17 protein-coding genes are annotated in these 24,936 nt (G+C 63.5%); 8 read left to right on the top strand and 9 right to left on the bottom strand.

What is annotated here, in order from left to right:
* Positions 1-28: 28 nt before the first annotated feature.
* The 6 genes from NDB2M4_RS17550 to NDB2M4_RS17525 all read right to left on the bottom strand — a co-directional run bounded on the left by NDB2M4_RS17550 (position 29) and on the right by NDB2M4_RS17525 (position 7,735).
* On the bottom strand, positions 29-1,051 hold the full coding sequence (locus NDB2M4_RS17550; RefSeq protein ID WP_244536218.1) for a zinc-dependent alcohol dehydrogenase family protein: 1,023 nt from the start codon (positions 1,049-1,051) through the stop codon (positions 29-31).
* 70 nt (positions 1,052-1,121) lie between these two features.
* Complete coding sequence (locus tag NDB2M4_RS17545) at positions 1,122-1,448, bottom strand: c-type cytochrome (protein ID WP_072377379.1); 327 nt, start codon at positions 1,446-1,448, stop codon at positions 1,122-1,124.
* Positions 1,449-1,516: 68 nt separating this feature from the next.
* Positions 1,517-4,189: a cation-translocating P-type ATPase gene (locus tag NDB2M4_RS17540; RefSeq protein ID WP_072377377.1), complete on the bottom strand. Its 2,673-nt coding sequence runs from the start codon at positions 4,187-4,189 to the stop codon at positions 1,517-1,519.
* Between the two features lie 33 nt (positions 4,190-4,222).
* Entirely contained in the window at positions 4,223-4,489 is a 267-nt protein-coding gene (locus NDB2M4_RS17535) for a hypothetical protein (protein ID WP_072377375.1), read from the bottom strand.
* 138 nt (positions 4,490-4,627) lie between these two features.
* Positions 4,628-7,303 carry a bifunctional acetate--CoA ligase family protein/GNAT family N-acetyltransferase gene (locus NDB2M4_RS17530; protein ID WP_072377373.1) on the bottom strand — a complete coding sequence of 892 codons (2,676 nt, stop codon included), beginning with the start codon at positions 7,301-7,303 and terminating at the stop codon, positions 4,628-4,630.
* A 144-nt stretch (positions 7,304-7,447) separates the two neighbouring features.
* Positions 7,448-7,735 carry a PepSY domain-containing protein gene (locus NDB2M4_RS17525; protein WP_072377371.1) on the bottom strand — a complete coding sequence of 96 codons (288 nt, stop codon included), beginning with the start codon at positions 7,733-7,735 and terminating at the stop codon, positions 7,448-7,450.
* Positions 7,736-7,888: 153 nt separating this feature from the next.
* Between NDB2M4_RS17525 and NDB2M4_RS20090 the strand changes: the two genes are divergently transcribed.
* The 3 genes from NDB2M4_RS20090 to NDB2M4_RS17510 all read left to right on the top strand — a co-directional run bounded on the left by NDB2M4_RS20090 (position 7,889) and on the right by NDB2M4_RS17510 (position 13,268).
* On the top strand, positions 7,889-8,275 hold the full coding sequence (locus tag NDB2M4_RS20090) for a hypothetical protein (protein ID WP_139247367.1): 387 nt from the start codon (positions 7,889-7,891) through the stop codon (positions 8,273-8,275).
* A gap of 151 nt (positions 8,276-8,426) precedes the next feature.
* Positions 8,427-10,133 carry an efflux RND transporter periplasmic adaptor subunit gene (locus NDB2M4_RS17515; RefSeq protein WP_072377367.1) on the top strand — a complete coding sequence of 569 codons (1,707 nt, stop codon included), beginning with the start codon at positions 8,427-8,429 and terminating at the stop codon, positions 10,131-10,133.
* Between the two features lie 9 nt (positions 10,134-10,142).
* Complete coding sequence (locus tag NDB2M4_RS17510) at positions 10,143-13,268, top strand: efflux RND transporter permease subunit (RefSeq protein WP_072377365.1); 3,126 nt, start codon at positions 10,143-10,145, stop codon at positions 13,266-13,268.
* A gap of 7 nt (positions 13,269-13,275) precedes the next feature.
* Here the strand turns inward: NDB2M4_RS17510 and NDB2M4_RS17505 are convergent, their stop codons facing one another.
* The gene (locus tag NDB2M4_RS17505; protein ID WP_072377363.1) at positions 13,276-14,628 is read right to left on the bottom strand and encodes an omega-aminotransferase AptA; all 1,353 of its coding nucleotides are present in this window, start codon (positions 14,626-14,628) and stop codon (positions 13,276-13,278) included.
* Between the two features lie 144 nt (positions 14,629-14,772).
* On the opposite strand from NDB2M4_RS17505, the gene NDB2M4_RS17500 reads away from it, so the two are divergent.
* The gene (locus tag NDB2M4_RS17500; RefSeq protein ID WP_072377361.1) at positions 14,773-15,516 is read left to right on the top strand and encodes a ParA family protein; all 744 of its coding nucleotides are present in this window, start codon (positions 14,773-14,775) and stop codon (positions 15,514-15,516) included.
* 182 nt (positions 15,517-15,698) lie between these two features.
* Here NDB2M4_RS17500 and NDB2M4_RS17495 read toward each other — a convergent pair whose 3' ends face one another.
* Together NDB2M4_RS17495 and NDB2M4_RS17490 are read right to left on the bottom strand one after the other, a co-directional pair.
* Positions 15,699-18,371, bottom strand: a complete 2,673-nt coding sequence (locus tag NDB2M4_RS17495; RefSeq protein ID WP_072377359.1) for a TonB-dependent receptor family protein — start codon at positions 18,369-18,371, stop codon at positions 15,699-15,701.
* A gap of 251 nt (positions 18,372-18,622) precedes the next feature.
* Positions 18,623-20,029 (bottom strand): histidine kinase, encoded by a 1,407-nt coding sequence (locus NDB2M4_RS17490; protein WP_072377357.1) that lies wholly within the window; start codon positions 20,027-20,029, stop codon positions 18,623-18,625.
* A gap of 153 nt (positions 20,030-20,182) precedes the next feature.
* Between NDB2M4_RS17490 and NDB2M4_RS17485 the strand changes: the two genes are divergently transcribed.
* From NDB2M4_RS17485 to NDB2M4_RS17470, 4 genes are all read left to right on the top strand, one after another.
* Positions 20,183-20,842 carry a response regulator transcription factor gene (locus NDB2M4_RS17485; RefSeq protein WP_072377355.1) on the top strand — a complete coding sequence of 220 codons (660 nt, stop codon included), beginning with the start codon at positions 20,183-20,185 and terminating at the stop codon, positions 20,840-20,842.
* 93 nt (positions 20,843-20,935) lie between these two features.
* Complete coding sequence (locus NDB2M4_RS17480; protein WP_072378283.1) at positions 20,936-22,318, top strand: ethanolamine ammonia-lyase subunit EutB; 1,383 nt, start codon at positions 20,936-20,938, stop codon at positions 22,316-22,318.
* Positions 22,315-23,088: an ethanolamine ammonia-lyase subunit EutC gene (gene eutC / locus NDB2M4_RS17475; protein WP_072377353.1), complete on the top strand. Its 774-nt coding sequence runs from the start codon at positions 22,315-22,317 to the stop codon at positions 23,086-23,088. The genes NDB2M4_RS17480 and eutC overlap by 4 nt, the downstream gene beginning before the upstream one ends.
* A gap of 18 nt (positions 23,089-23,106) precedes the next feature.
* Positions 23,107-24,849, top strand: coding sequence for a glucan ABC transporter ATP-binding protein/ permease (locus NDB2M4_RS17470; protein WP_072377351.1), 1,743 nt, complete (start codon positions 23,107-23,109; stop codon positions 24,847-24,849).
* Positions 24,850-24,936: the final 87 nt, after the last annotated feature.

The raw sequence follows: 24,936 nt of genomic DNA, 5'->3' as shown, positions 1-24,936 counted from the left end.
AGTCAAGCACCTGGGGCTGCAACCGTGTTCAGTCGCCTTCGCGTGCCGAGGGCACGAGCACAGCGGCGCCGACGAGGTTACCCTTTCTAAGCGCAGCGATCGCCTCGTTGGCTTCGTCGAGCGGATAAGTCGTCACGTGCGGCCGGATGGGAACGCGCGGTGCGAGCTTCAGGAACTCGATAGCATCCTGCCGCGTCAGGTTGGCGACCGAGCGCACTATGCGCTCTTCCCACAACAGGTCGTAGGAGAAGGCCGGGATCTCAGACATGTGAATCCCGCCGAGAACGAGCGTTCCGCCTTTCTCCAGCGCCTTGAGAGCGAGCGGCACGAGAGGCCCAACGGAAGCAAAGATGATTGCCGCGTCGAGTAGCTTTGGCGGCATTTCCTCGGATGATCCGGCCCACACAGCACCGAGCGAGCGGGCGAGCTTCTGTGCTGCCACATCACCGCTGCGGGTGAAGGCGTAGACCTGCTGACCGTGGTGCTTGGCAATCTGCGCAACGATGTGCGCCGCGGCCCCAAAACCGTAGATGCCGAGCCGCTTTGCGGTACGCACCAGCTTCCAGCAGCGATAGCCGATGAGCCCAGCGCACATCAGCGGGGCGGCTTCCGCATCGGAATAGATCTTGGGGATGGGGAATGAATAGTGGGAATCGGCGGTGATGTATTCGGCGTAGCCGCCATCGAGTGTGTACCCGGTGAACCTCGGCTTGTCGCAAAGGTTCTCCCTGCCTGAGCGGCAGAAGTGGCAGCGCCCGCAGGTGAAACCGAGCCAGGGTACGCCGACGCGTTCGCCGATTTTGAAACCGCGCGCTTCCGGGCCCATCGCAACTACGCGGCCGACGACCTCGTGCCCCGGAATGACGTGGGCCTTTGGATGCTCCAAGTCACCGTCAATGACGTGCAGATCGGTCCGGCAGATGCCGCACGCGCCGACGCGAATGAGAAGATTGCGCCCGGTCGGCTTCCTTATGGGGCGCTCGGTTGGATGAAGCGGCTGATGGACGCCCGCAAACTCCATCGCATGCATGCGCTTGGGGATAGAATCCATTGCGATGTCCGACGTTGCCTGATGACGGCAAAGCTAGAGCAGCTTCGCAAACGAGACGTCAAAGAGCGCGTCACTCTTTGGGCGTACGCAAGCTCATGATGTAGGCGACGAGGTTGTCGATATCGTCGGGCGGAATGATGAAGTCGGGCATGTTGGGGTGCGAAGTGCGCAACCATACGGAGAGAGCGCGCGGGCTCATGCCCTCCGAGTTGGCTACCTCCTGAAAGCTTGGGACTTCCGAGAAGAGCATAGCCTCATCTTTTTCGATGGCATGGCATTCGGTGCAGAATTTCTGCGCGTAGTCGTGCCCTTCCGCCTTGTTGCCAAGCTCGACGGCACCGGCCGGTATCACCAGCACCAAAAAGCAGAGGGCGAAGAGTCCCGCGAGGCGCTGCATTGGTTTTTCTCCGCTCGGAATTGACGAGCATGACTAGCTGGTGTTGCCGCACCCGACGATGACTTAAGTCAAACCCGCGGGCGCTGCTTTTGCATCGCAGGGTTCAAAAGGCGCTGCAGTTGCTTCTCCAGCTCAAGCAAGAAGAACAGTATCGCGCCAGTCGCCAGTGTTGCTGCACCCTGAAGCAGCGTCAGCGGCTGCGTTTCAAAGATCTGGTTCATGGGCGGTAAATAGGTCAGAGCCAATTGGAGAAGCAGCACCGCCCCGACGCCGATGAGCACAGCGGGCGTGCCGACGACGCCATGCCAGCTGAGCGATGGCGCGTGCAGGTAGCGGACATTGAAAAGGTAGGCGATGCCCATGGCGACAACGGCGTTGACGACCATGGTTCGTGCTGTTTCGACGTCGGCGCCGCTATCGATCGCCCATTGGAAGACGCCAAAGGCGCCGGCCGCCATCAGCGCCGAGACGAGCAGGACGCGCCAAACGAGAAAGCGCGATAGCAGGGCCTCGCCCGTGGCGCGCGGTCTGCGCAACATGATGTCGGGCTCGGCCGGTTCGAACGCGAGGATGAGCCCCAAGATGCCGGCAGAGATGGTGTTCACCCAGAGGATCTGTACCGGCGTGATCGGCAGGGTGAGGCCGAACAGGATCGCCAGCATGATGACGAACATCTGTCCGCAGCTCGTCGGCAACGTCCAGCCGATCACCTTGGCGAGATTGTCGTAGACGGCGCGCCCTTCCTTCACCGCAGCGACGATGGAGGCAAAGTTGTCGTCAAGAAGCACCATCTCTGCCGCTTCCTTGGCGGCCTCGGTGCCGTTGCGCCCCATGGCGACCCCGACGTCGGCGCGCTTCAGTGCCGGTGCATCGTTGACGCCGTCGCCAGTCATGGCGACGACGTCACCGTCGCTTTGGAGTGCCTCGACGAGGCGCAGCTTGTGCTCTGGGGTGGTGCGGGCGAAGACGCTGGTTTTCTCGGCGAGCTGAGCGAGGGCGGCATCATCGAGCGCTTCGAGTTCGTCGCCGGAGACGGGTGGCTGCCTGGTGTCGATGCCGAGCTGTCCCGCGATTGCCGCCGCGGTGATGAGATGGTCGCCGGTGATCATCTTCACGGAGATGCCGGCGGTGCGGCACTCTGCAATGGCCGTCATTGCTTCCTCGCGCGGCGGGTCGATGAGCCCGAGCAGCCCTTCGAGGGAGAGCTGATCGATGTCCGCGAAGGCGATATGCTTGCGCGATGGCAGCTTCTTCGAGGCAAGGGCGATGATGCGGAAGCCCGATCGCGCCATCTCGTCGATGGCGGCAAGCCAGTAGGCGCGGTCGATTGGCGTCTGGCCGGACACTTCAAGCTGGTGCGCGCACATCTCGATGATCTGCTCGGGCGCACCCTTTACGCACACGAAGGCCGAGCCATCATGGTCGTGGTGCAGCGTCGCCATGTAGCGATATGCGGCGTCGAAGGGGATTTCATCGAGGCGCGGAAACTCGGCGCGCATGCGCTCGCGCTCCTCACCTGCCTTTGCCGCCGCCACGAGCAGTGCACCTTCGAGGGGGTCGCCATCGACGATCCACCCGTCGTTCGTGTGGCGCACACTGGCCTCATTGCATAGGGCCGCGCTGCGCATGAGTGCCTGCAACGGGTGGAAGTTGCGCGCGTCGATCTCAATGCCGCCCTGATGAAAGGTGCCTGCGGGCGCGTAGCCAACACCGGTGATGTCGAAGGTTCCGGCGGCGGTGACGGCGCGCTTCACGGTCATCTCGTTCTTGGTCAGCGTCCCGGTCTTGTCGGAGCAGATCGTCGAGACGCAGCCCAGCGCTTCGATGGCCGGCAGGCGGCGCAGGATGGCATTGCGACGTGCCATGCGCTGAACGCCAATGGCCATGGTGATGGTCGTTACGGCCGGCAGGCCCTCGGGAATCGCGGCTACGGCCATGCCGACGACGATCATAAAGGCGTCGGAGATCGGATAGCCACCGATGCGCCACGCATAAAGAAACGTCAGCGCCGATAGCCCCAATACAACGGCCGTCGCCTGTTGCGCGAAGACGTTCATCTGGCGCACCAGCGGGGTCTGTAATTCCTCCACGCCTTCGAGCAATGCAGTGATCTGGCCGAGGCGCGAGCGCGCTCCGGTGGCCGTCACCAGCGCTGTCGCCTGGCCGGCGACGACCAGCGTTCCGGAGAAGGCTTGCGAGCCCTCGCCCGGATCGCCGGCGGGAACGGCGGACTTGGTGACGGCGACTGATTCCCCGGTGAGGATGGATTCATCAATACGCAGGTTGCGCTCTTTGACGATGCGCGCGTCGGCGACGACGCGATCACCGGCTTCGAGAAGCAGGACGTCACCGGGCACGACATCGGCCGCAGGGATAGAGATGCGGCGACCGTTTCGACGGACGGTCGCTTGTGGGGCGAGCAGATTGCGGATGGCGTCGAGCGCCTTTTCGGCCCTGCCCTCCTGCACTATGCCGACCGCGGCATTGATCACAACGACGGCGAGAATAACCGCAGCGTCGACGAAGTGTCCCAGAGCGACGCTGATAGTCGCCGAGCCCAGCAGCACGTAGATCAGCGGATTGGTGATCTGCGCGATGACGCGCTTGATAATACCGTCCTTCCTGGCGCTCGGCAGGATGTTGGGTCCAAACGTCGCCAACGCAGCGCTCACCTCCGCGCTCGTCAGTCCGGCCGGCAAACCCTCGGTGACCTTGCCCGAAGCCTCGTGGTGATCGGGCATTCTTGTCGTGTCGGCAGGCACGGGACCTCGGCGCTAGTGGAAATGCTCGGGATGGGTCGCGAGGAAGTGGCGGAGGGCCGCAAACAGCTCGCTGGCGTGCTTGCGGTCGCCTCTTTGCAGCGCGGCACGCATGTCCTCAACGATCATGCGGTGGATCGTGTCGGTGCCGCGCCGCTGCTTCAGCAGATGCTCGGCAAGCGCTGCGGCAGCAATTTCGGGAACGTGCTCGTGCTCAGCGATGGCCAGAACCTCGGCCTCCGACAGGCCGCACAAGGCGATGCAGTCTTCGAGCGTGATCATGGTTCAACTCCTTGCCAAACAAGTTGCCCCCCGACCCTGGCCCATCGAGCCAGCCCTCTTCGACGCGCGCATTGAGCTGGCGCAAGGCGATGCTAGCACCAACCCGTGACCTGGACGGGAAAAACGTGGCCAGGTCGATCAGTCGGCAGGCGCGAGGGGCAGTGTGACGTGGAAAACATCGGCGCCGTCGTCCAGCTCGGCCTTGAACCCCAGTTCGCGGCAGAGCTTCAGCATCGTCGTATTGGCGGCCAGTACGTCCCCATAGAGCTCGCTCAGCCCTTCAGCGCGGGCATAGGCAACGAGATGCTGCATGAGCCGATAACCGAGACCCTTGCCTTTGATGTCCGAGCGCACGATGACGGCGAATTCGGCGCGGCGGTAGTCCGGGTCTGAAATCAAGCGGGCGACACCCAGGATGTCGTTGCCGGAAACGGCGGTGAACGCCATTTCGCGCGCGTAGTCGATCTGGGTCATGCGCGCGTAGAAGCGCAAGGTGCGCTCGGGCGCTGCCGTGAAGAAGCGCATGCGCAAGTCTTCCGGCGTGATGAAGGTGAAGAACTTTTCGTATTGGGGCTCGTCGTCAGGGCGGATCGGCCGAAGCGTAACCTCGCCGATGCCTTCGATTTTCTCGGTGCGCTCCCATTGCACCGGATACGGGCGGACCGACAGCGGCTTACGTGGCTTTTCTGCCGGGTCGGCGATGGCAACGCGGGCGTCGAGAGCGATCACACCGTTCTCGTCGGCGAGCAACGGGTTGATGTCGATCTCGCGGATTTCCTTGTGGCGTGCCACGAGATAGCTGAGGCGCACGAGGACCATGGCGATCGCCTCGATGTCGGCGGCGGGGCGATCGCGGTAGCCTTTGAGCAACTTAAAGACGCGCGTCTCGCGCATCATCTGGTAGGCGAGCTTCAGATCGAGTGGCGGCAAAGCGTGGGATGTATCAGCCGTCACCTCGACGGCGGTTCCGCCGGCGCCGAACATCATCAGCGGGCCGACGGTGGCATCCTCGCTGGCGCCGAGGATCAACTCGTGCGCGCCGTGGCGCTCGATCATTGCCTGAACGGTGAAGCCGCGGATGACGGCCTTGGGGCGCAGCTTGCCGATGTTGACGAGCATTTCCTCGGCAGCAACGCGCGCTTCGGTCGGTGTCGTCAAAGCAAGCCGTACGCCACCGACGTCGGATTTGTGGGTGATGTCGTCCGAAAGGATCTTGATGACGCACGCATGATGGAATTCGAGAATGTCGCGTGCTTTGCTTTCGACCTCGGCGGGGCTGGTTGCGATCTCAGTTGGAACGACGGGAATGCCGTAGCTGGCGAGAAGGTGCTTGGCCTCGATCTCCGACAGCGTATAGCGATGGGCGGCCAGCGCGCCGTGCAAGATCTTGTCGGCTTCCGCTGCATTGAAGTTGAGGGCCTCGGGAGCGGACGGCGGCACCTGCATCAGCTCGTCTTGTGCGCGGCGATAGCGCACAAGTTGCATAAACCCTTCTACGGCGGCTTCGGGGGTTTCGAATGTCGGGATGCCAGCATCGATGAAGAGGTGGCGGCTAGCTTCGGCTGCACCGTCGCCAAGCCAGTTGGTCAGCACGACCTTGCGGCGCTGCTTGGCCTTAAAGTCGGCAACCTCTTTGACGACGACTTTGGCTGCCGCCTCGCTGGAGGCCAGCGCAGTTGGGCAGTTCATGATGAGCAACGCGTCGGTTGCCCTGTCTTCCAGAAGGATGCGCGTGGCGTTGGCGTAGCGCTCTGGTGGGGCGTCACCGATGATGTCGACGGGATTGGCGCCGGACCACGTCTTCGGCAGCGCCACATCGAGCTTGGCGAGCGTCTCGGCCGGCAAATCGGTCAGTCGGCCACCAAGGTCGGCAAGCTCGTCTGCAGCCAGAACGCCTGCGCCGCCGCCGTTGGTGAGCATGGTGAGATGCTCGCCCGTCAGCGTCGGAGCCGCTGAGAGGATTTCTGCGGCATCGAACAACTGGCGCAATTCCTTGACGCGCAGCACGCCAGCGCGCCGGAACGCCGCATTATATGCAGCATCGGCACCGGCAAGCGCACCCGTATGCGACATGGCCGCCTTGGCGGCCGTCGCGTTGCGTCCCGGCTTCAATACGATGACTGGCTTGGCACGCGAGGCGCGCCGCGCGGCCGAGACGAACTTGGCCGCGTTGGTCATCTGCTCCATGTAGATGAGGATGGCGCGGCTCGTGACATCACCCGCGAGGTAGTCAAGTAGGTCGCCGAAGTCGACGTCGGCCATGTCGCCGAGCGATAGCACCTGCGACAAGCCGATGCCGCGCGACGCGGCCCAATCGATGACGGCCGTAATCAGTGCGCCCGACTGGGAAAGGAATGCCAGATCACCGGCGAGCGGCATTCGGTGCGAGAAGCTCGCGTTGAGGCCGATGTGCGGAAGGATGAGGCCGAGGCCATTCGGACCCTGAATGCGCAAGCAGTAGGGGCGCGCAGCATCGAGCGCCGCCTGGCGCAGCTCACGCGTTACACCCGCCGTGATGACGACGGCGGCACGAGCGCCTCGCGCGCCAGCCTCGGCGATTATCCTGGGCACCACAGTCGGCGGCGTCACGATGACGACGAGGTCCGGCGCCTCGGGCAGGTCCGCCAGCGAGGGAAAGCACTTCCTGCCATCAATCTGGGAGTGCCGCGGATTGACGAACCAGATCGGGCCGGAAAAGCCGCTGTTGGTCAGATTGCGGGCAACGATCGAGCCGACGGTGTGCGGCTCCGGGCTCGCCCCGACCAGTGCGACCGAGCGGGGGGACAGAAGCTTATCGAGGTTTCTGATGGTCACGGCACATGCGGGGTTGCGGGCTCGGGTGGCGCGCCGTGCGCCACCCTTAGTCTTGTCATGAGGGCAAACCTGCCTCCATGGCATTGAGGGGCGTCAACTGTAGACACACCCTTAATAGGCCACTGCCGCCGCCTCGTGACGAACTCAGTCGTCGTGCTTTTTCACGAGAGACAAATCCACCGGATTGTAGAAAAGCTCGAACTTCTTGCCGTCCTTGTCCTTGGCGTAGACCTCGTAGCAAGAGCCTTCGACTTTCGACCTAGTGACGGTGTAGCCGGCTGCGGTTGCCGTGGCCTCTGCCTCAGCCTGAGACTTCCACTTGTCCTTCGGCTCCTTGGTGCAATCGTCGAACCCATGGGCGAAAGCGGGGCTTGCCACCGCGAGGGTCAGGACGGCGATGGCGGCTCTGGTGGCTTTCGTTTGAATTGTCATGAGTGTCCTCTTTCATGGGGTGTTCGAATGCGAACTGACCTAGAGATGGGGACGATAGTTTGACGGTCAAATGACAGGGTGAAACTTTGTCGCCTTCGGCCGCGACTTGACGAATGGCGCCAATGCGGGTCTGCTAAGCGCGTGAACCGGATTGTGAAACAACTGCTGGTCGTCGTTCTGTTCGCCGTCGCCATGCTGGGTGGCGGAGAGCTGCCGATCCTGCACGCGCCGCAGTTTGCCGAGGCGCACGCGTTCGTGCACCAGCATTTGGACGCTGGCGACCATAAGCATTCCGACGTGGGTGCACTGATGGACGTCGGCGCGGCTCACGATCATAGCGACGGCGACCGGCAACCGGGTTCCGATCACGGGTGCACGCACGTCCATGCGCACTGCTGTTCCGCCACGGCCATCATTACCGCGGTCGCCTCTGCGCCACCCTACATGTCACCAGCCGCACGCTACCGTGAACTCAGCTACGCCATTCCCTACGGCCAGCTTGCTCGTCCCCCGCTCCGCCCGCCCCGCGGCTTAGCCTGATCCGACACGCGCCGCATTGCGGTGCGTTTGATGGATCGGCGCGATATGTGCGCGGGCGAATAGTCCCTCCCGATTTTTCGTCCTCGTAACGCCGACGGCTAGCGCTGGCGGCGCGCCGATCCCGATGCTTCTCAAGCTTCGGACGGCTCAAATGACACGCTTTCTCGTTACCTCGCTCAGCTTGCTGCTCCTCGCCAGTGCTGCGTTGGCGCATGGCGGAGACGATCACGCACACGAAGACGCACCGCCAGTTGCCGCGCAGCATCAGCCGCAGGTGGAACTGAGCGGCGACGGGCTGGAGCTCGTCGGCACCGTCAGCGATCGCAAGCTGACGATCTATCTCGACCGCCAAGCGACGAACGAACCTGTCGCCGGTGCCACGATCGAATTGAAGGCAGATGGCATCGCCGCCGGAACGGCGACGGGCATCGGCAATGGAATCTACTCGATCCCTGCACCGTGGGCCGACGAGGCAGGGCACAAGCCGCTGCGGTTCGTCATCACCTTAAGCGGCCAGAAGGCAGTGCTCGAGGGCGAGATGGACGTCGCCGCGGAGCAGGCACAGGCTACTGACGGTCGCGTTTCTCTGGCCGCCTTATTAGCATCACCGCTCATGTGGCTGGTGGCTGCTTTTGCTGCAGCAGCCGGCTTTGTGTTGGCATTTGCGTTCCGCCCCCTCAGGGTCCCTGACACATCGGCGGACGGCGCGCGCATCGATTCTCCGCGTGCGCCGGGCACAACCACGGCGCTTTTGTTCGCGCTGCTGACCACCACCATGCTGGTGACACAGACGGAGCCGACGAGAGCGCACGGTGGCGATGACCACGCCGACGAGGCACCTGTGGCGGCGGCTGGCGCACCCAATACACCGCGACGCTTGCCGGATGGCGACGTTCATCTCCCGAAGCCCAGTCAGCGGCTCTTGCACGTGAGGACGGTTGTCGCCGAGCTGAAAAAGGCGCTCCCCAGTCGCGAGTTGATCGGCACTGTGGTTCCCGATCCTTCCTCGTTTGGACAGGTGCAGGCGCCGATGGATGGGCGAATCGAGATCGCCGAACGCGGTGTCTCCCATGTGGGCCAGAAGGTCACAGCGGGCGAGGTATTGGCCTATCTTGCTCCGAGCATTCCGATCGCCGACCTCGGCACCATGCAGCAGCTGCGCGCCGACGTTGCGGGCAAACTGCGGATCGCCGAGCAGAAGCTGGCGCGGTTGACGCGGATTTCCAGCGTCGTCGCTCAGCGCGAAATCGACGACACGCGCGCCGAACTGGAAGCGCTGCGCGAGCAGCAACGCGTGCTGGCGCAGAAGGACGTCGAGCTGATCCCACTCAAGGCGCCGGTTGCCGGTGTCATTTCCGTCGCCAATGTGCGCGCTGGACAGGTGGTGACGACCCGGGAAACGCTGTTCGAGATCGTCGATCCGCACAGGCTATGGATCGAAGCCATCAGCGGCGCCGAGCACGCTGCTCCGCTCATTCACGGCGCCTACGCCAACGACCCGGACGGGCACTCGATCAGGCTCTCTTATATCGGACGCGCTCCAGCGCTCCGCCAGCAGACACAGCCGCTGCAGTTCAAGGTCGAAGAGCGGCATGACGGGCTCGTCATCGGCTCGGCGGTGAAAGTGCTGGTTCAACAAGGCGAGACGGTCGACGGCATCGTACTGCCCGATGCAGCCGTGGTGCGTGGACCGGATGGATTGCCAAGGGTGTGGGTGAAGGAGGGCCCGCAGCTGTTCCGACCGCAGCCGGTTCGCATTGCCCCCCTCGATGGCGACAACATTGTCGTGCTGAGCGGCATCGAAGCTGGAAGCCATGTCGTCGTTGACGGCGCCGAGTTGCTCAACCAAGTGCGCTGAGGGCTCATCATGTTCGATTGGATCATCCGCTCCAGCCTGAAGCACCGCCTGTTCGTTCTCGTGGGCGCCTTGGCGTTGTCATTCTATGGCCTGATGACGCTGCGCGAGCTTCCAGTGGACGTCTTCCCCGACCTCAACAGGCCGACCGTCACGCTCATGACGGAGGCGGAGGGCCTTGCTCCCGAGGAAGTCGAGCAGCTCGTCACCTACCCGATCGAGACGGCCATGAACGGCATGCCGGGCGTCTCACGCGTGCGCTCCGTCTCGGGCGTCGGTCTGTCCATCGTCTATGTCGAATTCGACTGGTCGGTGGAGATCTATCGCGCGCGCCAGCAGATCGCGGAACGTCTACAGCTCGTGCGTGAGCAACTGCCGCGCGGTGTCTCGGCGCAGATGGGACCGATCTCCTCGGTGATGGGTGAGATCATGCTCATCGCCATGTCGAGCGAGACGGTGAGCCCGATGGAGCTGCGCGAGCTGGCCGACTTCACCTTACGCCCGCAGATCCTCACCGTTCCGGGCGTGGCGCAGGTGATCCCAATCGGGGGAGAGGTGCGTCAGTATCGCGTGATCCCCGATCCGCGACGGATGACCAGCCTCGACGTCAGCTTCGAAGCGATCGAAAAGGCGCTGAAGGAATTCGGGTCCAACACGGGTGGCGGGTTCGTCGACCTCAAGGCGCGCGAATTCCTCATCCGCAATATCGCGCGCACGACGCGCATCGAAGACCTGCGTAATCTCGTCGTCGCCTATCGCGATGGCCACGTCGTGGCGCTGCATCAGGTAGCCGACGTCGATTTCGCGGCACGCACCAAACGCGGCGATGCCGGGCATAACGGCAAACCGGCGGTGATCCTGGCGGTGCAGAAGCAGCCGGGTGCGGATACTGTGCGCATCACCGAGCGCATCGAGACCATGCTGCCGGAGCTGCAGCGGGTGATGCCGGAAGGTGTGCGCGCGAGCGACATCCAGTTCAGGCAGGCGACGTTCATCGAGACGTCGATCTCGAACATGCTGCGGGTGCTGGTCGAGGCGCTGGTGTGCGTGGCCATCGTGCTGTTCCTGTTCCTGCTCAACTGGCAGACGACTTTCATCTCGCTGGTGGCCATCCCGCTATCGGTGCTGACCACGCTGATCGTGTTCCAGATCATGGGCATGTCCATCAACACCATGACGCTCGGCGGTATCGCCATTGCCATCGGTGCGCTGGTGGATGACGCCGTGGTGGACGTGGAGAACATTTTCCGGCGGCTTGGGCTGCACCGCGCGGCGGGCGGCAGCAAGGACGAGCGGACACTGATCGATGTGATCGCCTCGGCGGCCATGGAGGTGAGATCGGGCATTCTCTACGCGACTTTGGTGATCGTGCTGGTGTTCCTGCCAGTGTTCGCGCTCTCAGGCATCGAAGGGCGGCTGTTTACGCCGCTGGGTATCGCGTTCATCGTCTCAATCCTCGCCAGCCTCGTCGTATCTCTTACGGTGACGCCGGTGCTCAGCTTCTGGCTGCTGCCGCGGATGCGCTCGCTATCGGAGCATGATGGCGCCCTGGTTCGGGTGCTGAAGCGCTGGCAGGAAGCCGGTCTCAAATGGTGCTTTGCGAGGCCTGTGTTCGTGCTCGGCGTGCCGCTGGCGGCGGTGTTTGCCGCTGCCATTGCCGGGGTTGCGCTACCGCGCGCATTCCTTCCGACCTTCAACGAGGGCACCGTACTGGTCAGCGTCGTGCTGCAGCCGGGGATCAGCCTCGCTGAATCCGATCGTATCGGGCGCCTTGCCGAGAAAATCGTAGCGGAGGTTCCAGAGGTCCACTCGGTTGGCCGGCGAACGGGACGCGCAGAGCTCGATGAGCACGCCGAGGGCGTTCACAACAGTGAGCTCGACATCGATCTTGGCAAGTCGGCACGCAGCCGTGAGGAGGTGCTGGCCGATATCCGCAAGCGTCTGTCGGTGCTACCGGCAAGCATTACAGTGGGCCAACCGATTGCGCATAGGCTCGATCACATGCTTTCGGGCGTCAGGGCGCAGATTGCACTGAAGATATACGGCGATGACTACGACACTCTGCGTGGGCTCGCCTCGACGCTGGAACAGAAGCTCAAGACGATCCCGGGCGTGGTCGATCTGCAGACCGAGAAGCAGGTGCGCATTCCGCAGCTTCAGGTGCGCGTCGATTACGCGAAGGCAGCGCTCTATGGCCTCAATCCCAGCCAGGTGACAGAAGCACTCGGTGCGTTGTCGAACGGGCTGGTCGTATCGCAGATCGTCGATCAATCGAAGCGCTTCGACGTGGTGATCCGGCTGGCGGACGCCGACCGCAGCACACGCGCGCTCGGCGAAATGCTGATCGAGAGCCCGGCGGGGCGGATCCCGCTCGGCACCATAGCCGACGTGTTCGAGACGGATGGGCCGAACCAGATCCAGCGCGAGAATGGCAAGCGGCGTATCGCGGTGTTCGCCAACACTGATGGATCGGACATGGCGCGGATCGTCGACGACATTCGCAGAGCGATCGATACGGCCCCGTTTCCGCAAGGATATTTCGCTAGTCTCGAGGGGCAGTTCCAGGCGCAGGAAGAAGCTTCGACACTCATCGGCGCTCTTTCCGCGGCGTCGCTGCTGCTCATCTTCGTGGTGCTCTACTCGCGCTACACCTCGGCGCGGCTCGCGCTGATCATCATGGGCAACGTGCCCCTCGCGCTGATTGGAAGCGTGACGGCGCTATGGATTGCGGGGCAGCCGTTCTCGGTTGCAAGCGCCATCGGCTTCATCACGCTGGCTGGCATTGCGACTCGCAACGGCATTCTGAAGATCAGCCATTACATCAACCTGGTGCTGTTCGAGGGTGAGCATTTCGGCGCACAGATGGTTATCCGCGGTACACTGGAGCGGCTGCGGCCGGTGCTGATGACGGCGTTGTCGGCGGGAATCGCACTGGTGCCGCTGATGATCGGCGCCGACGAGCCGGGCAAGGAAATCCTGAACCCGGTAGCGGTGACGATCTTCGGTGGCCTCATTTCCGCGACGCTGCTCGATGCGTTCCTGACGCCGACGCTATTCCTGCTGTTCGGCCGCAAGCCGTTAGAGAGGCTGCAGAGCCAGCATGACGGTGCGCACGCCGAGGCGCGGGAGGCGTACTGACGAACGACTAATCGCGCACGTCGCGGAGGACGCCGGCGAGCGTGCTGATCAACTCGTCGATCTCGTTCTTCTGGATGATGAGCGGGGGCGCGAGCGCGATGACGTCGCCCGTCGCACGCACGAGGATGCCGCGCTTGAACGCTTCGAGGAAGCGCGCGTGTGCGCGCCTGCCCGCAGCATCAGGCAGAGGTGCGAGCTCGATGGCGCCGATGAGCCCGATGTTGCGCACGTCAATGACGTGAGGCAGGCCCTCGAGCGACTGCACGGCTTCCTGCCAATAGGGTGCGAGTTCGGCAGCGCGGGTCAGCAGGCCTTCGCGCTGGAGCAGGTCGATGGTGGCGATGGCGGCAGCGGACGCAAGCGGATGACCGGAATAGGTGTAGCCGTGCGCCAGCTCTATTGCAGCCTCCGGGCCGGTCATGAATGCGTCGTGTACATTGTCCTTGACGAGCACTGCGCCCATCGGCACCGCGCCGTTGGTGAGGCCCTTGGCGGTAGTGATGATGTCCGCGCTGATGCCGAAGTAATCCGCCGCGAAGGGCGTGCCGAGGCGGCCGAATGCGGTGATCACCTCGTCGAGGATCAGCAGGATGTCATTGCGTGCACATATCGACGCCAGGCGCTGGAGGTAGCCTTTGGGCGGGATGTAGACGCCGGCTGAGCAGGCCACCGGCTCGACGATGACGGCAGCGATGGTCGAAGCGTCGTGCAGGGCGACGAGCCGTTCCAGGTCGTCCGCCAGTTCCTCCCCGTGCTCCGGCTGCCCGCGTGCGAATGCGTTGCGGGCAGGATCATGCGTATGCCGGAGATGGTCGACACCGGCGACGATGGCGCCGAACATGCGGCGGTTGCCGGGGATGCCGCCGACTGCAGTCCCGCCGAGGTTGGAGCCGTGATAGCCGCGCTCGCGGCCGATCAGGCGGGTCTTGCCGCCGTTGCCGCGTGCGCGATGGTAGGCGATTGCGATCTTGAGTGCGGTGTCGACGGCTTCCGATCCGGAGTTGGTGAAGAACACGTGGTTGAAGCCGGCGGGCGCGATGCCGGCAAGTCGCGCTGCCGCCTCGAATGCCTTGGTGTGGCCCATCTGGAAAGTGCCGGCGAAGTCCAGTTCGCCAGCCTGACGGCGGATCGCCTCGACAATCGGTTCACGGCAATGTCCGGCGTTGACGCACCAGAGTCCCGAGGTTCCGTCGAGCACCTTGCGACCGTCGTCCGTCACGAAGCGCATGCCCTTGGCGCCAACGAAAAGGCGTGGGGCGCGCTTGAAGTCCCGGTTGGCGGTGAAGGGCATCCAAAAGGCGCCGAGGTCGTTCGGTCTCGGCTCGCCAGCGTGAGGAACTTCGAGCTTCGTTTCGGTCATTCGATCAATCTCTGAGGGGCGTGAGTTGAGACGACAGTGGAGTACGCGACACATGATCGCCACAAGAGCGGCCGCCAATCTGCCGCTTTTTAATCATACCCGATAGGTCGAGCGGGTTGTTTTTGGTAGTCCGGCAGCGTCACAATGACAGTCGTCGTCGCGTTCGTAAGCCGAAAAGGCGGGGTTGGTAAGTCAACGCTTGCCCGAGCCCTCGCAACCGTTGCCGCACGGCGCGGCCTCATTACCACCCTCGCCGATCTCGATGCCACGCACCAGACTTCGACGCGATGGCAGCATCTGCGTGAGCGCGAGGGCGCCTACCCTCCCCTCGCCGTGCAACGCTACGGGAACGTCGATTCCGCCATCACGCGGGAGGGCGACTGCGATCTTCTGATCGTCGATGCGCCGAGCAATACGCCTGAGCTGACGGGGGAAATTGCCAGCGTTGCCCATTTCACAGTGCAGCCCGCCGGCTCCTCGTTCGATGACCTGCAGCCCGCGATGGAGCTGTTCTACGAGCTGCGCGCAGGCGGCGTGCCCAAGTCACGGTTGCACATTGCGCTGTCGCGCCTGCTCGATCCCGCCGAGGAAGAGGCCGCCCGCGCTTACGTCGAAGTCGCCGATTTCAGTCTGTTGCCTGGTGCAGTGGTCGAACGGGCGCGCTACCGCGAAGCACACAATCAGGGCCTCGCCTTCATCGAGTGCGCAGGCGAGCCGCTGAACGGGTCCGCCGGCATCCTGTTGAGCGCGCTTCTGACGAAGATCATGCAGAAGCATCGGCTGCTGCACGAGGACAAGCTCGCGACGGCGCCCCCGGATCTTGCAACGGCTCAGTTTGCCCAGCGGCCCGTACGCGGGCTGTCGAGCTACAGCAAAGCCGCAAGCTGACCGGCGGGCACGCATCAAATTCAATCGTGTGAACTTTCGTGCTTTAGGCGCAGGAGGCCTTGCGGCCGTTCGATCCGCCGGATGCGTGCGCCAGCGATGTGCGCCCGTTACCAAAAAAGCCGCCCCCAGCCTGGGGTGCTGGGGGCGGTTTGCAACGTGCGCTAGCACGCGGTCAGTAACGTTTAGAACTTGTACTTGAAGCCGGTCCAGATGGTGCGGCCCAGACCGGGCTTCATGCCGTCCTCGCGGTCGGTGATGTAGAACTCGTTGGTCAGGTTGTCGCCGGCGACGTAGACGCTGGCACCCGTATCGCCGATGTCGAGGTTGAAGCGCGCCGACAGGAGCCAGACGCTCGGCACACCGCCGCCCTCGCCGGCTTCCTCGATCTCGCATTCGTACTCGCCGGGATCTTCTTCTTCACACTCCGCCTCGTAGGCACCGTATGGCGTATTGGCCGCATCGGTGAAGAAGGAGCCGCGATAGGTCCAGGTCGTGCTGGCGTTCCAGCGCCACCCCGTCTTGCCCTCGATACCCAGGGTCAGGGCCGCGACATGCCAGGGCACTTCCGGCACGCGATTGCCGCTGTAGTCCTCGCCGTCGGCGTAGGCCTTCTCCAGCACACTGCGGGCATAGGTGTAGTTGCCTTCAGCGAAGAAGTTGAGCGGACCGCCCGTGAACGGCTGCGAATTGATGCGACCGTAGAGTTCGACGCCACTGATGGTGACTTCCGCCGCGCGGCCGAACTCGCGGTCGCTGGTGACGGCGGAGAAGGATTCGCCGTACTGGAAATCCTTGAACAGCTGGTAGAAGCCTGCCACCTCGAAGTCGACGCCTTTGATCGCCGAGCTGCGGATGCCGATGTTGAAGTTGTCACCGATTTCGTCCGGGGCCGGGAAGTCCTCGTTGCGAAGAACGGTGGTGGTCAGACCGCGGTGGTAGCCGCCATAGAGCGTCGTGCGCTTGAAGCCGGTATAGGCGAAGGCGATACCCGGCAGGGCGTTGAAGCTGGAGTAGCTTTCACGCGACGGATCGGGGTTGAAATCGATGTTCTCGATCTCCAGTTCGCCGTCGTCATCTCCGCCCTCGGCTTCACCTTCCTCGGCAGCCACGACACGGTTGCGGCGACTGACATCGAACCACTCGAAGCGAACGCCCGGCACAACGTTGAAATTACGCGCCACCTCGATGTTGGACTGCATGAACGCTGAGACCGTATTGGCCTGAAGCGAGCGGTCGAAGAACGAAAGAACGCCTTTGTTGCCGTCCTCGAGCACCTCGCCTTCGCGACCAAGCACGTTCTTGTTGGTCATGTCCTGGTATTCATAGCGAATACCCGCCTGCAGGGTCTGGTTGAAGCCGAGGACATTGCGGTTCGCCCATTCGCCGCGCACTTCGCCGCCCAAGTGACGGAAGGTGCGAAGCCGGCCGAACATGGAGTTTTCGCTCAGCTCGATGGCACCATATTCGTCGTCATCGCCCGGGATACCATTGCCTTCCTCGTACTCCGGCGCGTCTCCGATCGAGCCGCCTACATCCGCGTCAGGCGAGATAAGCTGGTAGCGATCACGACGGTGATAGCCGGCGTAGACGCGGCTGGTGATGGTGGTGTCGTCGTCGAGGTAGGCATTGTGCACGACCTGACCACGCCAGATCTCGCCCGTGTAGGTGTTGAAGTGTGCATCTGGTGCGTAGCAGGACTTGCAGCTTCCAAGTGCCATGAAGGCCTTTTCGGCGCCGCCGCGATATTCCGCGGCCATCGCCTCGGCCGCCGCTTCGGCATCGGTAGCGTCGATCTCCTCCTCGAACTCCATGAGGAAGTTCTGCTCGTCGTATTTGTCCTTCTGGCGGGCGTGGATTGCCGACACGACGACGTCCGAACTGGAGCCTTTCCAGCCGATGGCGCCATAGAAGTCGTTTACGCGCAGGCGTTCGGTATCCCAGGCGCCTTGGATGTCTGAGCCCGTGTATGAGGCCACGATGCCGACGTTGCCCGAATGCTGGCGGGTATGGACGTGCCAGCGATAGGATTCCTCCGTCGAGTCACCTTTGCAGCGCTCCTGATCGTCGCCGTTCTCATCCTCATATTCGTAGCAGCCACCGCGCATGCTGGTGAAACCGATGGCCGAGCTGATGACGGTCTCGTCGGGTCCGAAGGGCGACAGGTTGCGCGAGTTGATGACGCCGAAGTTGTTGTTGGGGCCGTGGCTGATCACCGTGCCGCGGATCACCTCGATGCTCTCCATACGCTCCATCGGCGCCCAATAATGCACGGACGGGTCGAGCCAAAGCGCGAGGTTGACCGTGTGGCCGTCCTCCATCACCAGCATCTTGCGTGAGCGGCGGGGCGGCGAGCCGCGCAGGCCGATGCCACCGTGGTGTGCATCGGCATCGTCATTGATGACGACGACGCCAGGTATGCGGGTCAGCGCCTCGTTGACGTTGCGCGGCTGATTTTCTTCGATCTGCGCCGGCGTGATGTGCGAAGCCGAGCTCGAGTAGCCGTGCAGATTTGTCGGGATGAGCTGGCTCGGGTTGATGGGGGTCGTCGCGCTTTCATAAGCGCGTTCGGCCGCACCGCCAGCGGCGGGCGACCCATAAACGGAATTGGGGTTGATCGCGGCGGGATTGGCGGCTGCGGATGCGGGCGGCTGAGGCGCTGGCGATACCGACTTCTTCTTGGCGGCTGACTTCTTCTTGGCTGCAGGTGCCGGAGTCGGTTGCTTTTGGATAACCTCGACCGGTGGAAGCTGCTCTCCGGCGGGTGCCGGTGTTGGTGCATCTTGAGCGACTGCGGCCGTGGATAAAGCGGCAAAGAGGGCTGCAACGGAGACAGACCCCACGCGGTACATACGCATTACTTTTTACTCCCCCCTGCCGTCGGCGCCTTGGCAGGCGCCGCCAGCTACGCGTTACTCGGGAGAAAAAAGGCGCTGTACTTTATGGCAAAAACTGCCGCGTTCTACTTCTCCCGTATGACAATGAGTAATGGCGAGAGTGGCAGCCCGGAATTTCATAGATTGAGAAAAGCGCTTCCAAAATTAGTCACACGAGACACACGTTACACAGTTGTCTGTGTCAGGGAAGCAACAGGCACGGTATGCGGGCATCAGGCCTGGGCCAGCAGATTGGCCCGCTTTTCGTTGCCACCTGATACGGCGACCGGCACCCAGGCATCGAGTTGCACGCCGCCGGAAGCAGGGCTGGCGAGACGCATTTCACCGCCCGATGCCCAGACCCGCTCACTCATCCCGGCGATGCCATAGCTGGGCTTGGGAATTTCAGGCAGCCCTCGGCCATCATCGGCAACGGTAATGTGCACAATGGGCCGTTCCTTACCCCGCATCGCGATGGGAGATTCACTCGATGACGCGAGACGGATCGCGACATCAATACGACTGGCGTCCGCGTGGCGAAGCGCGTTGGTCAGACCCTCCTGCGCCAAGCGATAGATGGTCAGCGTGCTGGTCTCGTCACCCACGGGCAGGTCATCGTCAACGCTCAGCCTGATGGCGACATGCGGGTGGCTCTCGCGCAGCAACGCCAAAAGCGACGTCAGCTTTGCCTTGAGCCCGTACTCCTCCAGGCCCATGGGCCGCAGCTTATGGAGCACATTGCGGTTCATACGCTGGATCGTTTCAATGTGCGTGACGAGCGTGTCGCAACTCGCAAGCAGCTTTTGCTTGTCAGAAAGGCCGCGCTTGATGTCCGCGCTGAGCGTGCTCACGGCCGCGCGGGCTGCGAACAAATACGGACCAAATTCATCGTGCAGCTCGCGCGCGAGATCTTTGCGCTCCTCGTCCTGCACACGCACCAGCCGTTGCGCGAGGCGCTTGTTCTCGGAGACCGTTTCATCGAGGGTCGCGGCGAGGCGATTGAGCTTTCGGCAGATGCCTGAGATCTCTGGGGGGCCGCCCTCCGGGACCTTCACTGCGTAGTGCCCTTGCTCCAGCACCAGCAGCGCGTCGCCGACGTCCCCGATGGGCTTCAGCAGGCGTGCAATCGTGAGGCTGATCAGCAGCGCCGCGGCTATCGCCAGCGCGGCTGCGCCCAAAGTGAAGTTGATGATCGAGTCCCATATCTCGGCGGCCTCGTCGGCAAGACGCGGAGCGATGATGAGAGTTCCGAAGTCCCGACCGTCGACAATGACCGGCACCTCCATCGCGGCAACCGGCCGCCCCATGCGGGCCAGCCACTGCGGCACGCCCGGGACGCCCTGCGCATCCAGCTCCTCTGCCTGCACCGCGTCGGGCACTGGCTCGTCACTACGGTAAATGTGGACGTGGCGAAGCTCTTTCAGGCCGCCCAGGAGAACTTTCAGCCGCGAGCCCGGATCCTCGGTGCCCTGCAAGCTGGCGATCGTCGTCTCGACGAACTCCTTGGCCAGCCGCATCGTGCTTTCACTTTCGGCCCTGATGCGCGGGCCGGCGCTGAGCACGAGGCCGGCGACGAGAACCCCCAGTCCGAGGGCGGCGACGATGATGATCAACGCATTGAGCCGGAAGCGGATGGACATACGTTGATCCTCGTTCGTGCCGTCTGGGCATTATGCAACTGGACTTGGAGTTCACGACTTCAAGCAAAAGTCATACCGCATAGTTTGACGGTCCACTTTCCGGCCGCTATTCGTACGTTATACAATCACTTGGCATAAGCCGAGACGGACAACGTGAAAGTACTAATCGTCGACGATCACCCGATCGTGCTCTCCGGCTGCAGGGCCCTGCTGGCTGAGACCGATGACATGACCATGCTGGAGGCTCGGACCGCGGCCGCCGCGCATGACCTGTTCGTTGGCCACAAGCCGGATGTGTGCGTCATCGACATCAATCTGCCCGACGTATCTGGGTTCGAGCTCGCCCGCCGCCTTCTGGTGCGGGAGCCCCGCGCGCGCATCATCATGTTCTCCATGAACGATGACCCAATGTTCGCCGCGCAGGCGATCGAGGGCGGCGCGCACGGGTACATCAGCAAGAGCGACGACCCTAGCGCCTTTCTCACCGCCATTCGCGAGGTCTACGCCGGCGGGCATTGGCTGCCGCAGGACATGGCGCAGAAGATCGCTTTCTTGCGCAACGCGGGCGATCAGGTGGCGCTGAACTCGCGCGAGCGTGAGGTGCTGCGGCTGTTGGCGAGGGGCAAGAGCATGTCGGAGATCGCCGCCCTCATCAACGTGTCCTACAAGACGGTCGCCACGACCTGCTCAGCGCTGCGCTCCAAGTTCAACGCGCGCACGCCGATGCAGCTGATCCGTATCGCGGTGGAACAGAAGATCGTTGCCTCACCGCTGGGCTACCTGTTGTTCGCCGAACTCCCCATGTTTCTCTGATCGCTCTGCCGCAACGCCGCAGCATGTGCCGATTGTGCGGTAATGCATTCGCGCGCTATCCTTTTCTGAGGGATATCGATGGCGGAGGCCGTCATGTATCGGGCAGCGTGGCGGCAGACCGAATACCGGTTCGCAGACCTCAAAGAGGTGATGGCGAAGGCGACGCCGCCGCGTTCGGGCGACGTGCTGGCCGGCGTTGCTGCGCGTAGCGCGGAAGAGAATGTCGCCGCCAAGATGGTGCTGGCGGATCTGCCGCTTAAGCGGTTCTTGGAAGAGCTGCTGATCTCCTACGAAAGCGATGACGTTACGCGGCTGATCGTCGATACGCACGATGAGCGCGCGTTCAGCCCGATCGCGCACATGACGGTCGGGGAGTTGCGTGACTGGCTGTTGTCGGAGGCTGCGACGACCGAGGCGCTGGCCGCGCTGGCGCCCGGAATAACTCCGGAAATGGCAGCGGCCACCGCGAAGATCATGCGCAACCAGGATCTTATCTTAGCGGCGCGCAAGGCCGAGGTGGTAACCCGGTTTCGCGATACCATCGGCCTCAAAGGACGCATGTCGGTACGGCTGCAGCCGAACCACCCCACCGACGACAAGCGCGGCATTGCCGCCTCCATCGTGGACGGGCTGATGCTGGGGTGCGGCGATGCAGTCATCGGCATCAATCCGGCGAGCGACAACGTGGGGGTGATCCTCGATCTCATCGCCATGCTCGATGAAATCATTCAACGGTTCGACATTCCGACGCAGAGCTGCGTGCTGACGCACGTGACGACGTCCATCGAGGCGATATCGCGCGGCGCCCCGGTCGACCTCGTGTTCCAGTCGATCGGAGGGACGCAGGCGGTCAATGCCTCGTTCGGCGTCACCCTCGCCATGCTGAAGGAAGGGCGTGAGGCGGCGCTGTCGCTCAATCGTGGCACCGTCGGCGACAACGTCATGTATTTCGAGACAGGGCAAGGCTCGGCGCTGTCGGCGGATGCCCATCACGGCGTCGACCAGCAAACGCTGGAAGCGCGCGCTTACGCGGTGGCGCGGACGTTCAAGCCGCTGCTGGTCAATTCCGTCGTCGGCTTCATCGGGCCGGAATATCTCTACAACGGCAAGGAGATCATTCGCGCGGGCCTCGAAGACCATTTCTGCGGCAAGCTGATGGGTCTGCCGATGGGATGCGATGTCTGCTACACGAACCACGCCGAGGCCGATCAGGACGACATGGACGTGTTGCTGATGCTGCTGGGCGCGGCCGGCGTGACCTTCGTGATGGGCGTGCCGGGCGCCGACGACATCATGCTGAACTACCAGTCGACCTCGTTCCATGACGCACTCTATGTGCGCGAGGCGTTGGGGCTGCGGCGCGCGCCCGAGTTCGAAGCCTGGCTCGCGCGTATCGGGCTGGCGGACGCCGAGGGGCGCCTGCTGGCCGATCCCGCGCCGGTGCTGCTCGATCACATCAAGGGGATCGCCGCATGAGCAACGATGCGCCTTGGCCGGAGTTGCGCCGCTTTACGGACGCTCGCATTGGCCTTGGGCGTGCTGGATCGGCTCTGCCGATCCGTGAGGTGCTCAGCTTTGCCATGGCCCACGCGCAGGCGCGCGATGCCGTGACGACGCCGATGGACTGGGCGCCGATTGCCGCCGAGCTTTCCGCGATGGGTCTGGATACGCTCTCGGCTGCGAGCGCCGCGACCGACCGCGACGTCTACCTGCGCCGGCCAGACCTGGGCCGACGCCTCAGTCCGGCATCGCGGGAGTTGCTTGCCGAAAAGGCGACGGGACCGCATCCCGATCTTGCGATCGTCGTTGCGGATGGCCTTTCGTCGACGGGCGTTGCTGCAAACGCAGGAGCACTGATCGGCGCGCTGCTGCCGATGGTGCAGAAGAGCGGCTGGAGCGTCGGACCGGTGGTGCTGGCCAGTCAGGCCCGGGTGGCGATCGGCGATGAGGCTGGGGAAATCCTCAATGCGCGTGCGGTTCTGGTGTTGATCGGCGAACGGCCGGGCCTGTCATCGCCGGACAGCCTCGGCGCCTATCTCACCTTTGCACCGCGCGTCGGACGCAAGGACGGCGAGCGCAACTGCGTATCCAACATTCGCACTGGCGGGCTCAGCGCTATGGAAGGTGCGTTCAAGATTCACTGGCTGCTGCGCGAGGCGTTCCGGCGCGGGCTGACAGGGGTGACGCTGAAGGATGAGAGCGCGTTCCAGCTGGAAGGCGTCCAGCAGCCGGCGATCGAGCGCTAGCATCAGAAGGCGCGGCGCATGTCCCTCCTAACTCTTTACATGCGTGCGATCGGCATGCTGAAGGCCGAGCGTGGCATTGCTCTCCTGCTGGCGACGGCATCGGTCGCCATCGGCCTGGTGCAACTGGCCGAACCGGTGCTGTTCGGGCGCGTCGTGGACAGCCTGTCGAAGGGACAGGCCGCATTCACCTATATCGCGCTGTGGGCACTGCTCGGCCTGTTCGGCATCATCGCAGGAGCAGCGGTCGCCGTTTATGCCGACCGGCTGGCGCATCGCCGGCATCTGGCCGCGATGGCGGAAGCATTCGAACGGGCGATGACGTTGCCCGCCGGATATCACGCCGAGCGCGGCTCGGGCGCCGTGGTCCGATCCATTCTGCAAGGAACAGACGGACTGTTCTGGCTGTGGCTCGGGGCCATGCGCGAGCAGCTCACGGCCCTTGCCGGCATCGTGCTGCTGGTTCCCACTGCGATCAGCATGGACGCGCGCATGGCAGCGATCCTCGCCTTGCTGGCGGTCGCCTACGTTGTGATGAACGCGGTGGTGATCACCAAGACACGTACAGGGCAAGCCATTGTCGAACGATACAATTCCGCGGTGTTCGGACGTGTGGGCGATGTTATCTCGAACGTCACGGTGGTGCAGAGCTTCACGCGCTTGCAGGCGGAAGCGGACGCCATGCGCGGCGTGATGAGCGACCTTCTCGCCGCCCAATATCCGGTACTCACGTGGTGGGGCTTGCTGACGGTGCTGCAACGCTCGGCGGCGACGATCACCATGGTGGCCGTGCTGGCGACGGGCGCTGTGCTGGCCGGGCGCGGCGAGCTGACGGTCGGCGAAATCGTGGCGTTCGTCGCATTTGCCGGACTGCTCATCGGCAAGCTCGACCAGGTGACGAACTTCGTCGTCGCCATCCATCGCCGCGCGCCGGCGCTGCGTGGTTATTTCGAGTTGATCGATGCCGCGCAGGGCGTCGAGGAAAAGCCCGATGCGCAGGCCCTCCCCTCGATCAGCGGCGATGTGCGCTACGAGGATGTCACTTTCCACTTTCCGGGAACTGAGCAGGGCGTCTTCGATCTCAGCTTTGGTGCGGCACCGGGAGAAACAGTGGCTCTGGTCGGGGCGACTGGATCAGGCAAGACGACGACGCTGTCCTTGCTGCAACGTCTACGCGCGCCGGACCGCGGACGCATTCTCATCGACGGGCACGATATCGCGGATGTGACGCTGGCATCGCTGCGCGCCTCGATCGCGGTGGTGTTTCAGGAGGCGGGGCTGTTCAACCGATCCATTGCCGAGAACATCGCCGTGGGCCGGCCAGGAGCCACGCTGGCGGAGATCGAAGAGGCCGCGCGGCTTGCAGAGGCGTACGACTTCACCATGCGCAAGCCGGGCGGGTTCGACTTCGTCATCGGCGAGCGGGGGAATGCCCTCTCGGGGGGTGAGCGGCAGCGCATTGCCATCGCGCGCGCCATCCTAAAGGATGCACCCATCCTCATCCTCGACGAGGCGACGAGCGCGCTGGATGCCTCGACCGAGGCGCGCATCAAGCGGGCGCTCGACCGGCTGCGCAAGGGGCGCACGACCTTCATCATCGCACACCGGCTTTCAACGGTCGCCGATGCCGACGAAATCCTCGTTTTCGAGCAGGGGCGGATCGTGGAACGGGGAAGCTTCCATACCCTCGCCAGCGGCTCCGGGCCGTTCGCCCGGATGGTGGAGGAAGGCGGCTTCACGGTACCGCAACGGGACGACGACTGACGTCGCGTCAGCGAGCCGTCAGGAAGGCCCGCCTAGGCTCGCTGCTCGGCGGTAGACCCTTGCTATTTTTCGGTCCTCCGTCCTTAG

Origin of the sequence: Hyphomicrobium sp. NDB2Meth4, from assembly GCF_900117445.1 — a bacterium.
In the GTDB taxonomy this organism is placed as follows: Bacteria; Pseudomonadota; Alphaproteobacteria; order Rhizobiales; family Hyphomicrobiaceae; genus Hyphomicrobium_A.
The sequence above is the reverse complement of the archived record's forward strand: the minus strand, read 5'-3'. Positions and strand labels throughout refer to the sequence as shown.